This is a genomic window from Leclercia pneumoniae (genome assembly GCF_017348915.1).
In the GTDB taxonomy this organism is placed as follows: domain Bacteria; phylum Pseudomonadota; class Gammaproteobacteria; order Enterobacterales; family Enterobacteriaceae; genus Enterobacter; species Enterobacter pneumoniae.
Window position 1 is genome coordinate 1,863,309 of record NZ_CP071383.1, and the last position, 14,412, is coordinate 1,877,720.

9 protein-coding genes and 1 other RNA gene are annotated in these 14,412 nt (G+C 55.6%); 5 read left to right on the plus strand and 5 right to left on the minus strand.

The genetic code is table 11. The annotated features are described in order from the left end of the window. Nucleotides 1–15 precede the first annotated feature (15 nt). From hemP to ppsR, 3 genes are all read right to left on the minus strand, one after another. Complete coding sequence (hemP, locus tag JZ655_RS08965) at nucleotides 16–210, minus strand: hemin uptake protein HemP (RefSeq protein WP_040075988.1); 195 nt, start codon at nucleotides 208–210, stop codon at nucleotides 16–18. Nucleotides 211–380: 170 nt separating this feature from the next. Continuing rightward, nucleotides 381–1,427: a 3-deoxy-7-phosphoheptulonate synthase gene (gene aroH / locus JZ655_RS08970; protein WP_207293596.1), complete on the minus strand. Its 1,047-nt coding sequence runs from the start codon at nucleotides 1,425–1,427 to the stop codon at nucleotides 381–383. A 152-nt stretch (nucleotides 1,428–1,579) separates the two neighbouring features. Next, entirely contained in the window at nucleotides 1,580–2,413 is an 834-nt protein-coding gene (ppsR, locus tag JZ655_RS08975; RefSeq protein ID WP_040075986.1) for a posphoenolpyruvate synthetase regulatory kinase/phosphorylase PpsR, read from the minus strand. Nucleotides 2,414–2,750: 337 nt separating this feature from the next. Between ppsR and ppsA the strand changes: the two genes are divergently transcribed. The 3 genes from ppsA (at nucleotide 2,751) to JZ655_RS08990 (ending at nucleotide 9,163) form a co-directional block, all read left to right on the plus strand. Then, on the plus strand, nucleotides 2,751–5,129 hold the full coding sequence (ppsA, locus tag JZ655_RS08980; RefSeq protein WP_046885923.1) for a phosphoenolpyruvate synthase: 2,379 nt from the start codon (nucleotides 2,751–2,753) through the stop codon (nucleotides 5,127–5,129). A gap of 254 nt (nucleotides 5,130–5,383) precedes the next feature. Next, on the plus strand, nucleotides 5,384–6,784 hold the full coding sequence (locus JZ655_RS08985) for an MFS transporter (protein WP_207293597.1): 1,401 nt from the start codon (nucleotides 5,384–5,386) through the stop codon (nucleotides 6,782–6,784). 3 nt (nucleotides 6,785–6,787) lie between these two features. Further along, nucleotides 6,788–9,163, plus strand: coding sequence for a glycoside hydrolase family 3 N-terminal domain-containing protein (locus tag JZ655_RS08990; RefSeq protein ID WP_207293598.1), 2,376 nt, complete (start codon nucleotides 6,788–6,790; stop codon nucleotides 9,161–9,163). A 4-nt stretch (nucleotides 9,164–9,167) separates the two neighbouring features. Here JZ655_RS08990 and rprA read toward each other — a convergent pair. Then, an RNA gene (rprA, locus tag JZ655_RS08995) (antisense sRNA RprA) lies at nucleotides 9,168–9,275 on the minus strand. Nucleotides 9,276–9,462: 187 nt separating this feature from the next. Continuing rightward, on the minus strand, nucleotides 9,463–10,575 hold the full coding sequence (ydiK, locus tag JZ655_RS09000; protein WP_046885926.1) for an AI-2E family transporter YdiK: 1,113 nt from the start codon (nucleotides 10,573–10,575) through the stop codon (nucleotides 9,463–9,465). Nucleotides 10,576–10,887: 312 nt separating this feature from the next. On the opposite strand from ydiK, the gene ydiJ reads away from it, so the two are divergent. Together ydiJ and menI are read left to right on the plus strand one after the other, a co-directional pair. Further along, nucleotides 10,888–13,944, plus strand: a complete 3,057-nt coding sequence (gene ydiJ, locus JZ655_RS09005) for a D-2-hydroxyglutarate dehydrogenase YdiJ (RefSeq protein ID WP_207293599.1) — start codon at nucleotides 10,888–10,890, stop codon at nucleotides 13,942–13,944. Next, entirely contained in the window at nucleotides 13,941–14,351 is a 411-nt protein-coding gene (gene menI, locus JZ655_RS09010) for a 1,4-dihydroxy-2-naphthoyl-CoA hydrolase (RefSeq protein ID WP_040075978.1), read from the plus strand. The genes ydiJ and menI overlap by 4 nt, the downstream gene beginning before the upstream one ends. Nucleotides 14,352–14,412: the final 61 nt, after the last annotated feature.

The following is a 14,412-nucleotide window of genomic DNA, read 5'->3' on the forward strand; positions in this document are numbered from 1 at the left end:
GGCTGGCGAGGTTTTTTATTTTGTCAGGATTAATTTTCCGGCATGGGTTTGACGCAGCAGATACTGCTGGCCGTCATGCTCGATAATGACGCGGCCTTCATCGCCCAGCAGCGTTTTACTGCTGATACGACGATCGGCTGCATCGGGCGCAGGCTGTGTTTTGTCTTCAGGACGAGAAAGCGTTGCTGCAGTGTTATCCATACGTGACATAGTGTTTTCAAAATAGCAATCAATGTAACAATGATAATCATTATCAACAAAAGATCTGACTCGGCAAGCGTTTTTACCAAAAAAGCGCGAGAGGATCGGATTACCGACAAATGTGAAGAAAATGAGGATATTAAGCGCGGAGAAACCCGGCGCAAAGGCCGGGTATTAGTTTAAAACCGGGTATCAACCGCGGCAGCGAGCTTTTCAATCAGCAGCTCAGTATCTTCCCAGCTGAGGCACGGATCGGTAATGGACTGGCCGTAAGCAATCGGCTGACCGACCACCACTTTTTGCGTCCCTTCTTTGATAAAGCTTTCAGCCATAATGCCGGCGATGGCGGTGGAGCCGCTGCGGATCTGCTGGCAAACGTCATCACAAACCTCCAGCTGGCGACGATGTTGTTTCTGGCAATTACCGTGGCTGAAGTCGACGACCAGCTGCTCCGGCAGGTCAAATTCACGCAGCGTTTCACACGCCTCATGAATATCCTGAGCATGATAATTCGGCTTTTTGCCGCCGCGCATAATGATGTGACCGTACGGGTTGCCGCTGGTCTGGTAGATCGCCATTTGACCGTTTTTATCCGGCGAGAGGAACATATGGCTAGTCCGCGCCGCGCGAATCGCGTCTACGGCGATACGGGTATTACCGTCGGTGCCATTTTTAAAGCCCACAGGGCAGGAGAGCGCTGAGGCCATTTCACGGTGGATCTGGCTTTCCGTCGTACGGGCGCCGATTGCGCCCCAGCTAATGAGGTCGGCGATAAACTGTCCGGTCACCATATCGAGAAATTCGGTGGCCGTCGGCATGCCAAGCTCGTTCACCTGCAGCAGCAGTTTACGCGCCAGTTGAATACCCTGATTAACGCGGTAGCTACCATTCAGATCGGGATCGGAAATCAGCCCCTTCCAGCCCACCACCGTGCGCGGTTTTTCGAAGTAGGTGCGCATGACGATCTCAAGCCGGGCCTGATGTTTGTCACGCAGCACTTTCAGCCGTTGGGCATAGTCGATAGCGGCATCAAGATCGTGGATGGAACAAGGGCCAATAATTACCAGCAGGCGAGGGTCATCGCCATTAAGGATTTTTTCGATACTTTTTCGTGACGTTGTCACGTTTTCTGCCACGGCGGCAGAGAGAGGATAGCGCTCGGCCAGTTCGGCTGGCGTGACGAGAGTGTCAATGCGCGCCGTGCGGAGTTCATCGGTTTTATTCATGGAATATCTCAGAATTTTGTGCTTCATCGGCAAACTACCGGGAAGTGATGGGCATCACCTTAAACCAATCCCCGCTGATTTCAAGTGCAGGGCGTTATCCGCCCTGCCGTTGCGCAGCAGTATACGCTTTTATGAATTCATGTACTAGCATGTTAGTACATGCGGCGACTCAGACCCATTATGTCGAGGATTTTGGTGGCAATCTCTTCCACCGAATAGTTAGTGCTGTTTAGCCAGGGGATCTGGTTTTTTCGGTATAAAGCTTCCACTTCAGAGACTTCCATTCGGCACTGACGCATAGAGGCGTAACGGCTATTTTCGCGGCGCTCTTCGCGGATAGCGGCCAGCCGTTCCGGGTTGATCGTCAGGCCAAAAAGTTTGTGTTGCAGCGGTTTAAGGGCCGCAGGCAGGACAAGATTGTCCATATCGTCGGCAATAAAGGGGTAGTTGGCGGCGCGGATACCAAACTGCATCGCCAGATAGAGGCTGGTGGGGGTTTTACCGCAGCGCGAAACGCCCAGCAGGATCACCTGCGCCTGATCAAGGTTACGCATTGAAATGCCATCGTCGTGCGCCAGGGTGTAATCAATGGCGGCAATACGGGCATCGTATTTGATGATATTGGCCGGGTTCAGGCCGTGCGTACGGTGGGCGATAGGGGTCGGATCGAGTTGCAACTCATTCTGTAACGGAGCAACCAGCGCCTGGACAATATCCTGGCAGAATCCTTCGCTCTGCAAAATGATGGCCCGGATTTCAGGAAGCACAATAGAGTAAAACACCAGCGGACGTACGCCGGTTTGCTGAAAGATAGCGTCGATCTGATCCTTCACCGCCCTGGCGCGGCTTTCGTTTTCCACAAAAGGGAGCGTGATGCTGTTAATGGCGACCGGGAACTGTGACATTACCGCGTGGCCCAGCACTTCGGCGGTAATTGCCGTCCCATCGGAAATATAAAAAACCTGGCGATCCACAGCATTATCCATTTTGCGTACCTTGAATATCAAACGTAATTGACTGAAAGCATAAATTAAAAAAGTAAATTACAACAGTCAATCAGCGGGCCTAATTAAAAATGAAATGGTGTTTTTATTTTTAATGAAAAGTGGATTTCATTTTTATAAACAGCGTTGTATACCGATTATTTTTGTGGGAATCCATATTAATCATTAGGTTAGCAATTGAGCGGGAACAGTCCGAAAAGCGAAAAAATAAATCTGCTTACACGATTCACCGTTTTTTTAGCGCGGATAAATATGCCAGTATAAATACCGCAGTAAGGTGTTTCTTAACCCGTTCATATATCATAAAAGGATTGTTTCGATGTCCAACAATGGCTCGTCACCGCTGGTGCTTTGGTATAACCAACTCGGCATGAATGATGTAGACAGAGTTGGAGGCAAAAATGCCTCCCTGGGTGAAATGATTACAAATCTGTCAGGTATGGGTGTCTCCGTACCGAATGGATTTGCTACCACCGCCGATGCGTTTAATCTGTTTTTAGACCAGAGCGGCGTAAACCAGCGCATTTACGACCTGCTGGACAACACGGATATTGATGATGTCTCTGCGCTTGCAAAAGCCGGGGCACAAATCCGCCAGTGGATTATCGACACACCTTTCCAGCCGGAACTGGAAAAAGCCATCCACGATGCGTACAACCAGCTTTCGGCTGATGATGCGCAAGCCTCTTTTGCCGTGCGCTCATCCGCCACCGCAGAAGATATGCCCGATGCCTCCTTTGCCGGGCAGCAGGAGACCTTCCTCAACGTGCAGGGCTATGATGCCGTGCTGGTGGCAGTGAAACACGTCTTTGCCTCCCTCTTTAACGACCGCGCCATCTCTTATCGCGTACACCAGGGCTACGACCATCGCGGGGTGGCGCTGTCTGCTGGCGTTCAACGCATGGTGCGCTCCGATCTCGCCTCATCGGGTGTGATGTTCTCTATTGATACCGAATCCGGTTTCGATCAGGTGGTCTTTATCACCTCGGCCTGGGGCCTGGGCGAAATGGTGGTCCAGGGGGCGGTGAACCCGGATGAGTTCTACGTGCATAAACCGACGCTGGCCGCCGGGCGCCCGTCGATTGTGCGTCGTACCATGGGCTCGAAAAAAATTCGTATGATCTATGCCCCGAACCAGGAGCACGGTAAACAGGTGACGATTGAAGATGTACCGCAGGAACAACGCGACCGCTTCTCTCTGACCGATGCCGAAGTGCAGGAGCTGGCGAAACAGGCGGTACAGATCGAGAAACATTATGGCCGTCCGATGGATATTGAGTGGGCCAAAGATGGCAACACCGGCAAGCTGTTTATCGTCCAGGCGCGTCCGGAAACCGTGCGCTCACGCGGGCAGGTGATGGAGCGTTACACGCTGCATGCGCAGGGCAAAATTGTTGCTGAAGGCCGTGCTATCGGCCATCGTATCGGCGCCGGCCCGGTAAAAGTGATCCACGATATTAGCGAGATGAACCGCATTCAGCCCGGCGATGTGCTGGTCACCGACATGACCGACCCGGACTGGGAACCGATCATGAAGAAGGCCGCGGCCATCGTCACCAACCGTGGCGGCCGTACCTGTCACGCGGCCATCATCGCCCGTGAGCTGGGGATCCCTGCCGTTGTTGGCTGTGGGGATGCGACGGAGCGCATGAAGGATGATGAGAAGGTGACCGTCTCCTGTGCCGAGGGTGATACCGGTTATGTCTACGCCGATATTCTGGACTTCAGCGTGAAAAGCTCCAGTGTGGATACCATGCCGGATCTGCCGCTGAAGATCATGATGAACGTCGGTAACCCGGATCGCGCCTTTGACTTTGCCTGTCTGCCGAACGAAGGCGTGGGTCTGGCGCGACTGGAATTTATCATCAACCGCATGATTGGCGTTCACCCGCGTGCGCTACTGGAGTTTGATGACCAGCCGGCGACGCTGCAGAACGAAATCCGTGAAATAATGAAAGGCTACGACTCACCGAAAGAGTTCTACGTGGGCCGTCTGTCCGAAGGAATTGCCACCCTGGGCGCGGCATTCTACCCGAAACGCGTGATCGTACGTCTGTCGGACTTTAAGTCGAATGAGTACGCCAATCTGGTCGGCGGTGAGCGTTACGAGCCGGAAGAAGAGAACCCGATGCTGGGCTTCCGTGGTGCGGGTCGCTACGTCTCCGACAGCTTCCGCGACTGCTTCGCGCTGGAGTGCGAGGCGGTGAAACGCGTGCGCAACGACATGGGGCTGACCAACGTTGAAATCATGATCCCGTTTGTGCGTACCGTAGACCAGGCGAAAGCGGTGGTAGACGAGCTGGCGCGTCAGGGGCTGAAGCGCGGTGAGAACGGGCTGAAGATCATCATGATGTGCGAAATTCCGTCCAACGCACTGTTGGCAGAACAGTTCCTTGAGCACTTTGATGGCTTCTCTATCGGCTCGAACGACATGACGCAGCTGACGCTGGGTCTGGATCGCGACTCCGGCGTGGTCTCTGAGCTGTTTGATGAGCGTAACGAAGCGGTGAAAGCGCTGCTTTCTATGTCTATCCGCGCGGCGAAGAAGCAGGGCAAATATGTCGGGATTTGCGGACAGGGCCCGTCCGACCATGAAGACTTTGCGGCGTGGCTGATGGAGGAGGGCATTGATAGCCTCTCCCTGAACCCGGATACCGTGGTGCAGACCTGGCTGAGCCTGGCTGAGCTGAATAAGTAAAACCTGAATCCGGTTTTTTTATAAGGCCGGGAAAGAGTAAAAAGGGCGAGGAGAATACTCCTCGCCCTTTTATTTTCTCTTATTTGCTGCGCATCACAAATAATGCAAAAAACTAAAAATCATAATTTGTCTGTTAATTTCGACAATTGTTAGCCTGGCAGGTGTTGCTAATACTTTGGCCTTAACTGCGCATTGCCCTGAAATCTGCGCATCCTGGTTGAAACACGTTTTAACCTGATAATAAGGCCAATAAAATGACACTCTCCTCTGTTTTAACTACGAAAGATAAAATAGGTTACGGTTTTGGCGATATGGCCAGTGCGCTGGTCTGGCAAACAGCAACGTTATTTCTTGCTTATTTCTATACGGATGTTTTCGGTTTGCCTGCAGCGATTATGGGAACCATGTTTTTAGTGGTTCGCGTCGTGGATGCCTTTGTCGATCCCTGCATCGGTGCCCTGGTCGACCGGACGCAAACCCGCCATGGTCGATTTCGTCCCTGGCTACTGTGGTTCGCCATTCCGTTTGGCGTAAGCTGTCTCATCACCTTCTACGTACCGGACGTGGGGGCGACGGCGAAAATAGTCTATGCCTGCCTCACCTATACCCTCCTGAGCCTGATCTACTCTGCTATCAACGTCCCGTATTGCGCCATGCCCGGTGCTCTGACGCTGGATCCGCGTGAACGTCACTCGTTACAATCCTGGCGCTTTGGACTGTCGTTCATCGGCGGGTTGATTGTCACGGTGATTGCCCTGCCGCTGGTTTCGCTCCTCGGTAATGGAAACGTGCAGAAAGGCTATTTCTACGCCATGAGCCTGATGGGGTTACTGGGTATCATTTTATTTTTCTGCTGCTTCTTCATGACCCGCGAACGTTATTCCCCGCGAAATGATACTTCGGGCTCTATGTTGTCTGATTTAAAACTGCTGGCCGGCAACAGCCAGTGGCGAATTCTTTTCCTGTTTAATATTTTATTGTTAACCGCAGTGGTGACGCGTGGCTCGGCGACAATGTATTATGTTAATTATGTCCTGCTGCGCCCGGATCTGGTCTTTGCGTTTATCGTGGCCGGAATGGTCGCGGCCCTGAGCGGGGCATTATTGTCCGAACGTCTGTTAGGTAAATTCGACCGCGTACGTGCTTATCAGTGGACAATAATCTCTTTCGTGATATTTGGTGCGCTGATATTCTTTATTCCCCCATCACAGATCTGGCTTATCTTTGGCCTGAATATCATTTTTAGCTTTATTCAAAACCTGACGACACCATTACAGTGGACGATGTTCTCTGACGTGGTCGACTACGAAGAACATCGCAGCGGTCGTCGCCTTGATGGGCTGGTTTTTTCAACCGCGCTGTTTGCCATTAAGTTCGGCCTGGCGCTGGGCGGTGCCGTTGTGGGCTGGGTGCTGGGTATGGTGAATTATGCCCCAGGACAGGCGACCCAGACGCCGCACGTGCTTACCACGATTAATGCGCTGTTTACCCTCATTCCTTGCGCGCTGTTTCTCGGCATGGTGGTACTGCTTGCCCTCTACAAGCTTAACAGCCGGGTGGTGGATTCCATCGCCCGTGAGCTCGCCAGTAAGCGCGACGGACAGACCGCTGCTGAACCGCTTAGCCCTGCCATTCCATCTGCCACACAGGAGTAAACTATGACTGCTATCTACAAGGATGCGGGCCGTCCCGTTCAGGAACGCGTTGCTGATTTACTGGCGCACATGACTCCGGAAGAGAAATTTGCCCAGATGCACGCCTACTGGTTGATCCTCGATGAGCACGGCCACCACCGTGAGCGCAGCGATCTCAGCGATGAATTCGCGGGCGTCACTGAGCAGGCATCCCTCAACGAACGCCTCAAGTTAGGCGTGGGACAGATCACCCGTCCGCTGGGAACCCATATTGTGGAGGCAAAAACCGGCGTTCGTGCCGCAAACCGGCTGCAACGAATGATGATGGAGGAAACCCGGCTGGGTATTCCTGCGCTGTTCCATGAAGAGTGCCTGGTCGGCCTGTTATGTAAAGACGCCACCCTGTTTCCCTCTTCACTGAATTATGGATCGACCTGGGATCCGGCACTGGTTCAGCGTGCCGCAGAGCAGATTGGAAAGGAGGCGCGATCTGTGGGCTGCCAGCAGGGACTGGCGCCGGTGCTGGACGTCTCCCGTGATGTACGCTGGGGCCGCACAGAAGAGACCTTTGGGGAAGACCCCTGGCTGGTGGGGGTGATGGCGACGGCGTATGTCAAAGGGCTGCAGGGAAAAGAGCGCGATCTGCTGGCCACGCTAAAACACTATGTGGGCCACTCCTTCAGCGAAGGGGCGCGTAACCATGCTCCGGTACATCTCGGCTTTAGCGAACTGAACGATACCTTCCTGCTGCCGTTCGAAATGGCGGTTAAGCTGGCCAACGCCGGCTCGGTGATGCCGGCCTACCACGATATCGATAATCAGCCGGGGCATAGCGATAGCTTCCTGCTGACCACGGTCTTACGCGAACAGTGGGGGTTTGACGGGCTCATTGTCGCCGATTACGGCGGCGTAAGTTTGCTGCATCAGCATCACGGTATCTCTCATGATGCCGCGGAGTCTGCGGCGCTGGCATTTAATGCCGGGCTGGACGTCGAGCTACCGAAGGATGATTGCGCCCGCCATCTCGCAGATGCGGTCGCGCGCGGGCTGATAACGATGGCGAAGATTGATGAAATCGTCGCGCGCGTGCTCACGGAAAAATTCCGTCTTGGCTTATTTGAACAGCCTTACGTGGATGAGAGCGGTATCGACCTGCAGAACGAAGAGACCCGGCAGGTGGCACGCGAAGTGGCCACGCGCTCCATGACCCTGCTGGTGAATAACGGGATCTTACCGCTGTCCTCGACACCGCAGGTGGCCGTCGTCGGGCCTACCGCCGATGATCCCCTTGCGCTGCTGAGTGGCTATAGCTTCCCGGTGCATCTGATTATTAGCGATATGGTGGAGGAAACTGTTCAGGTCACTACACCGCTGGCGGCCCTGAAACACTACCTCGGAGAGGGCAATGTCCGCTATGCCAAAGGTTGCCATATCATTGAGCACCGGATGGCGGGGGCGCCGGTCTTCCCGGGCGAGAGCAGCGGCAAGCCGATGCAGCAATCACCGGTCTCGCACGATACCGGTCTGATAGCGCAGGCGGTGCGCGCCGCGCAGGATAGCGAGGTCGTGGTGGCATGCGTCGGGGATCTGGCGGGCTTATTCCAGAGTGGCACCGTTGGAGAAGGGTCCGATACCGATAGCCTGAATTTACCGGGCGTACAACAGCAACTGCTGGAAGCGCTGGTTGCCACCGGCAAACCGGTAATTGTGGTGATGACCGGCGGCCGACCTTACAACCTGCAGGGGCTGGAGGAGAAGGTGGCCGCCCTGATGCTGGCCTGGGCTCCGGGTCAGGAAGGGGGCTGGGCCATCGCGGACGTGCTGACAGGGCGCGCTGAGCCTGAAGGCCGGCTGGTGGTCAGCGTACCGAAAAGCGCAGGGGCGATGCCGTATTACTACAACCACAAGCTGAAAAGCGGCGGCACGCCGTTTGCTTTCCATTTTGGCGCGCGCTACCCCTTCGGCTTTGGTCTGGGATGGACGCAATTTGACTGGAGCGCGGCGCAACTCGTTGAAAGCCAGGTTGCGATAACCGGTGATGTTGCGGTGAGTATTACCCTGAAGAACGTAGGCGAGCGTAGCGGCAGTGAAGTCGTCCAGCTGTACGTACGCGATAAAGTGGCGACGCAGGTAAGGCCTTTACAGGAGTTGAAAGCGTTTCAGCGGGTCACGCTTGCGCCAGGCGAATCGGCGAAGCTTACCTTCACGCTGCCTGTCGATATGTTCAACTTTACGCGCCGTGACGGCAAGCGCATCGTCGAGCCCGGCGAGTTTGAACTCCAGCTCGGGGCGTCGTCGGCGGATATTCGTGATGTTGCCACGGTCAACGTAACGGGTGAGACTCGGATGCTGCCTGCCCAATGGCGAATGGTGGGGCGGTGTGAGGTCAATCGCGGATAGCAGGATAAAAAAAAGCCCATCGTGGGAGATGGGCAAAGACTACACACAGCAATTCGTTGTTTCACTCAGGGGATTTCCATGCTTATAAATCAACGCGTTGATTCATAACCGTGACCTAATAGTAGGCTTGCGCGCTTTTAGCGTCGATCGGATTCCTCTCAATAGTTTAAAAGCGTTGAAGATTTTTCGAGGTTTATGAGGCAATTGCGGGCACTTAGTAGGTCAGAGGGGATAAATACACTCAATAAATATTAGCAACGCTTAACATTCTGGTGGGCGAACCCACCAGAACCATGGTTTTACTTATGCCGTTGTTCAGCGTCGCTAATCTCTTCGGGTACCAGGTGCGGATCCTTGACGGGGAAGGGCACTTCATTCACCCACGCTGAGAAAAGACGCCAGGAGACGGCCAACAGGACCGGGCCGATAAACAAGCCTATCATGCCGAAGGCGATCAGCCCGCCGATGACGCCGGACAGAATCAGGATGAGCGGCAAATCGGCGCCCATCCGGATAAGTATTGGGCGAATGACGTTATCCATCGTGCCCACAACGCAGCTCCAGACCAGCAACACGGTGCCCCAGGTGGTATCGCCACTCCAGTAAAGCCAGATAATCGATGGTACCAATACCGTCAGCGGCCCCAGCTGAACCAGACAGGAGAACAGCATTACGACGGTGAAGAGGGTTGCGTAGGGCACACCCGCAATCGCCAGACCAATGCCACCCAGCACCGACTGCACCAGCGCGGTAACCACAACACCCAGCGCCACGGCGCGGACCGCCTGCGCAGCCAGCACCATCGCGGCATCGCCGCGCGCAGAGGCGAGGCGCGTGGCGAAGTGACGTACACCCAGCGCCACTTGCTCGCCCCGCCAGTAGAGCAGAGCGCTAAACAGCAGCATCAGGGCGCAGTGCACGATAAAGCGACCAATATGCGCCGCCTGGCCGACAAACCAGGCCGTGGTGGCGCCCACGTACGGGCGTACCTTCGCCATAATTGCGCTGCCGCCCATATCCAGCAGGTTGTGCCAGCCGGCGTACAACTTATCGCCCACCAGCGGAATACTGTTCAGCCAGGCCAGATCCGGTAACGTGAGATCGCCGCTGGTCAGTGCTTTGATAATCGGGCCGCTGCCATCTACAAGGCTGTTCACCAGCAGGGCGACAGGAATCACAAACAGCAGCACCAACAGAAGGGTCATCACCAGCACCGCCAGCGAACGACGGCCAAACAGCAGGCGCTGAAGACGGATAAAGAGCGGCCAGGTGGCAATCACCACCGTACCCGCCCAGGCAAAGCCGAGAATAAAGGGTTGAACAATCCACAGACACGCAATGATCATGATGGCCAAAAACAGCACCGACAGCAGTATCTGCGCAACATCCCTGGGCTGACGAAGAGAGGTCATAAATGAAATTTTCCTTAATGAACACCCGCCGGGCTGGCAGGAAGGGAAACCGCGTCACTCTAATCATCAGTGATTTCCCCGGTTTTTAACAGGCGGATTCTGCCTGTAATTCTACTGAGCGTATAAGAAAAAAATGTGATAAAACTTTCCGGACACAACGCAAACGATTATCCCCCTCCTGGTTCAAGCTGCAGATGCGTGGGCTGCGTGTATTCACCCGGTGTGCTGTGCGCCCGGGGATCTGTTCACATGCCGCCTTTCTGTAGCGCGAATGAGTAAGGGGATCCACAACTCTTATTAGGGTCGACAGTAATGATCCCACAGATTTCTCAGGCACCCGGCGTCGTTCAGTTGGTGCTCAATTTTTTGCAAGCACTGGAGCAACAGGGTTTTACCGGCGATACCGCCACGGGCTACGCCGACAGGCTGACCATGGCCACCGACAACAGTATCTACCAGCTACTTCCCGATGCCGTCGTATTTCCCCGTTCTACCGCTGACGTGGCGCTGATTGCCCGTCTTGCCTCGCAGGAACGTTTTACGTCTCTGATTTTTACCCCGCGCGGCGGCGGTACCGGTACCAATGGTCAGGCGCTTAACCAGGGCATCATCATCGATATGTCCCGCTATATGAACCGCATCATCGAAATCAATCCTGAAGAGGGATGGGTGCGTGTAGAAGCGGGGGTGATCAAAGACCAGCTTAATCAGTACCTCAAGCCTTACGGCTACTTTTTTGCGCCGGAACTCTCTACCAGTAACCGCGCCACCATCGGGGGGATGATCAACACCGATGCGTCCGGCCAGGGCTCGCTGGTGTATGGCAAAACATCCGACCACGTCCTCGGCGTCCGTGCCGTATTGCTGGGCGGTGACATCCTTGATACCCGGCCCATGCCGGTTGCGCTGGCCGAGACGCTGGGCAACGACAGCACCGCCACGGGGCGAATTTATCGTACCGTGCTGGAGCGTTGCCGGGATAACCGCCAGCTGATTATTGATAAATTCCCGAAACTGAACCGCTTCCTGACGGGGTACGATCTGCGCCACGTTTTCAATGACGATCTGAGCGAGTTCGATTTAACCCGTATTCTGGCAGGCTCCGAAGGAACGCTGGCGTTTATTACCGAAGCGCGGCTGGACATTACGCCGCTGCCAAAAGTGCGCCGTCTGGTGAATGTGAAATACAACTCCTTCGACTCCGCGCTGCGTAATGCCCCCTTTATGGTCGATGCGCGGGCGCTGTCGGTAGAGACGGTCGATTCCAAAGTGCTGAACCTCGCACGGGAAGATATCGTCTGGCACTCGGTAAGCGAACTTATTACCGACGTTCCCGACAAAGAGATGCTCGGTCTGAATATCGTCGAATTTGCCGGCGATAACGGCGAGTTGATCGACCACCAGGTTAACACGCTCTGCCAGCGCCTCGATGAGCTTATCGCCGCGGGCGAAGGCGGCGTGATTGGCTGGCAACTGTGCAGTGAGTTGGCGGGTATAGAACGTATCTACGCTATGCGTAAAAAAGCGGTGGGGCTACTGGGTAATGCCAAAGGCGCGGCCAAGCCCATTCCTTTTGCCGAAGATACCTGCGTGCCTCCCGAGCATCTGGCCGACTATATTGTGGAGTTCCGGGCGTTGCTCGACAGCCACGGCCTGAGCTACGGCATGTTTGGTCACGTGGATGCGGGTGTGCTGCATGTGCGTCCTGCGCTGGATATGTGCGACCCGCAGCAAGAGATGCTGATGAAACAGCTCTCTGATGACGTGGTGGCGTTAACGGCCAAATACGGCGGGCTACTCTGGGGTGAACACGGTAAAGGCTTCCGCGCGGAGTACAGCCCGGCGTTCTTCGGAGAGGCGCTCTACGGCGAGTTGCGCAAGGTGAAAGCGGCGTTCGATCCGGATAACCGCCTGAATCCGGGAAAGATCTGCCCGCCAGAGGACATCGATGCCCCCATGATGAAGGTCGATGCCGTCAAACGCGGCACCTTTGATCGTCAGATCCCTATCGCGGTGCGCGCCTCCTGGCGCGGCGCGATGGAGTGTAACGGTAACGGGCTGTGCTTTAACTTCGACGCAAAAAGTCCGATGTGCCCGTCAATGAAGATCACCAGCAACCGCATTCACTCGCCAAAAGGGCGCGCCACCCTGGTGCGTGAATGGCTGCGTCTGTTGGCCGATCGGGGTGTGGATCCGCTGGTGCTGGAAAAAGAGCTGCCCGGGAAACGCGCCAGCCTGCGTTCACTTATCGAGCGCACGCGCAATAGCTGGCATGCCCGCAAAGGGGAGTATGACTTCTCGCATGAAGTAAAAGAGGCGATGTCCGGTTGTCTGGCCTGTAAAGCGTGCTCTACGCAGTGCCCAATCAAGATCGATGTGCCGGAGTTCCGGTCACGCTTCCTGCAGCTTTATCACACCCGCTATCTGCGCCCGGTGCGCGATCACCTGGTGGCGACGGTGGAGAGCTACGCCCCCCTTATGGCCCGCGCGCCGAAGACCTTCAACTTCTTCCTTAAACAGCCGATGGTGCGCAAACTTTCCGGTAAGCACATCGGTATGATCGATCTGCCGCTGCTGTCGGTGCCGTCGCTGCAGCAGCAGCTTGTGGGTCACCGCTCCGCCAACACTACGCTCGAACAGCTCGAAGCCCTGAGCGACGAACAGAAAGCCCGCACCGTGCTGGTGGTGCAGGATCCTTTTACCAGCTATTACGACGCGCAGGTTGTGGCCGATTTCATCCGGCTGGTGGAACGCCTCGATCATCAACCCGTGGTGCTGCCGTTCTCGCCCAACGGCAAGGCGCAGCATATTAAGGGGTTCCTCAACCGCTTTGCGAAAACCGCGCAGAAGACCTCTGATTTCCTCAACCGCGTGGCGCAGTTGGGGATGCCGATGGTGGGTGTCGACCCGGCGCTGGTGCTCTGTTATCGCGATGAGTACAAACAGACGCTGGGAGACAAACGTGGAGATTTCCACGTTCAGCTGGTGCATGAATGGCTGCCAGCCGTGCTGAATAACCCTGCGGTGCCGGAGTCCAGCGGGGAGTCCTGGTATCTGTTTGGTCACTGTACGGAAGTGACGGCGCTGCCCGGGGCGCCGGGACAGTGGGCATCTATCTTCGCCCGTTTTGGCGCGAAGCTGGAAAACGTCAACGTAGGGTGCTGCGGTATGGCAGGAACTTACGGACATGAGGTGAAAAACCATGCCAACTCGCTGGGTATTTATGAGCTCTCCTGGCGCCAGGCGATGCAGCGCCTGCCGCGAAACCGCTGTCTGGCTACCGGCTACTCGTGCCGCAGCCAGGTGAAGCGCATCGAGGGCAGCGGCGTGCGTCACCCTCTGCAGGCATTACTGGAGATTATGGGATGATCTGGAGACGTACCACGACGCTTGAGGCCTTAAACGCCATGGGCGCGGACAATATGGTCGGCCTGCTGGATATACAGTTCACCCGCCTCGGTGATGATGAGCTGGAAGCCACCATGCCCGTCGATAGCCGGACGCATCAGCCATTCGGTCTGCTGCATGGCGGCGCCTCCGTGGTGCTCGCCGAAACGCTGGGGTCGGTCGCCGGTTATCTCTGCACCGAGGGGGAACAGAAGGTGGTAGGCCTCGAGGTCAATGCCAATCATCTTCGTTCTGTGCGGAGTGGTAGGGTGCGCGGCGTCTGCCGCGCGCTGCACGCCGGGGGGCGCCATCAGGTGTGGCAGATTGAGATCTACGATGAGCAGCAACGGCTGTGCTGCTCCTCGCGGCTCACAACCGCGGTGGTGTAAAAAAAGGCGGGGATGCCTTGTTTATGGTCAAAAAACGAACAGCAAAGTGTGATATACTGGT

Excerpts from the sequence above, each read along its gene's own strand:
- hemP (WP_040075988.1), bottom strand. The coding sequence starts at position 210 with ATGTCACGTATGGATAACACTGCAGCAACGCTTTCTCGTCCTGAAGAC.
- aroH (WP_207293596.1), bottom strand. The coding sequence starts at position 1,427 with ATGAATAAAACCGATGAACTCCGCACGGCGCGCATTGACACTCTCGTC.
- ppsR (WP_040075986.1), bottom strand. The coding sequence starts at position 2,413 with ATGGATAATGCTGTGGATCGCCAGGTTTTTTATATTTCCGATGGGACG.
- ppsA (WP_046885923.1), top strand. The coding sequence starts at position 2,751 with ATGTCCAACAATGGCTCGTCACCGCTGGTGCTTTGGTATAACCAACTC.
- JZ655_RS08985 (WP_207293597.1), top strand. The coding sequence starts at position 5,384 with ATGACACTCTCCTCTGTTTTAACTACGAAAGATAAAATAGGTTACGGT.
- JZ655_RS08990 (WP_207293598.1), top strand. The coding sequence starts at position 6,788 with ATGACTGCTATCTACAAGGATGCGGGCCGTCCCGTTCAGGAACGCGTT.
- ydiK (WP_046885926.1), bottom strand. The coding sequence starts at position 10,575 with ATGACCTCTCTTCGTCAGCCCAGGGATGTTGCGCAGATACTGCTGTCG.
- ydiJ (WP_207293599.1), top strand. The coding sequence starts at position 10,888 with ATGATCCCACAGATTTCTCAGGCACCCGGCGTCGTTCAGTTGGTGCTC.
- menI (WP_040075978.1), top strand. The coding sequence starts at position 13,941 with ATGATCTGGAGACGTACCACGACGCTTGAGGCCTTAAACGCCATGGGC.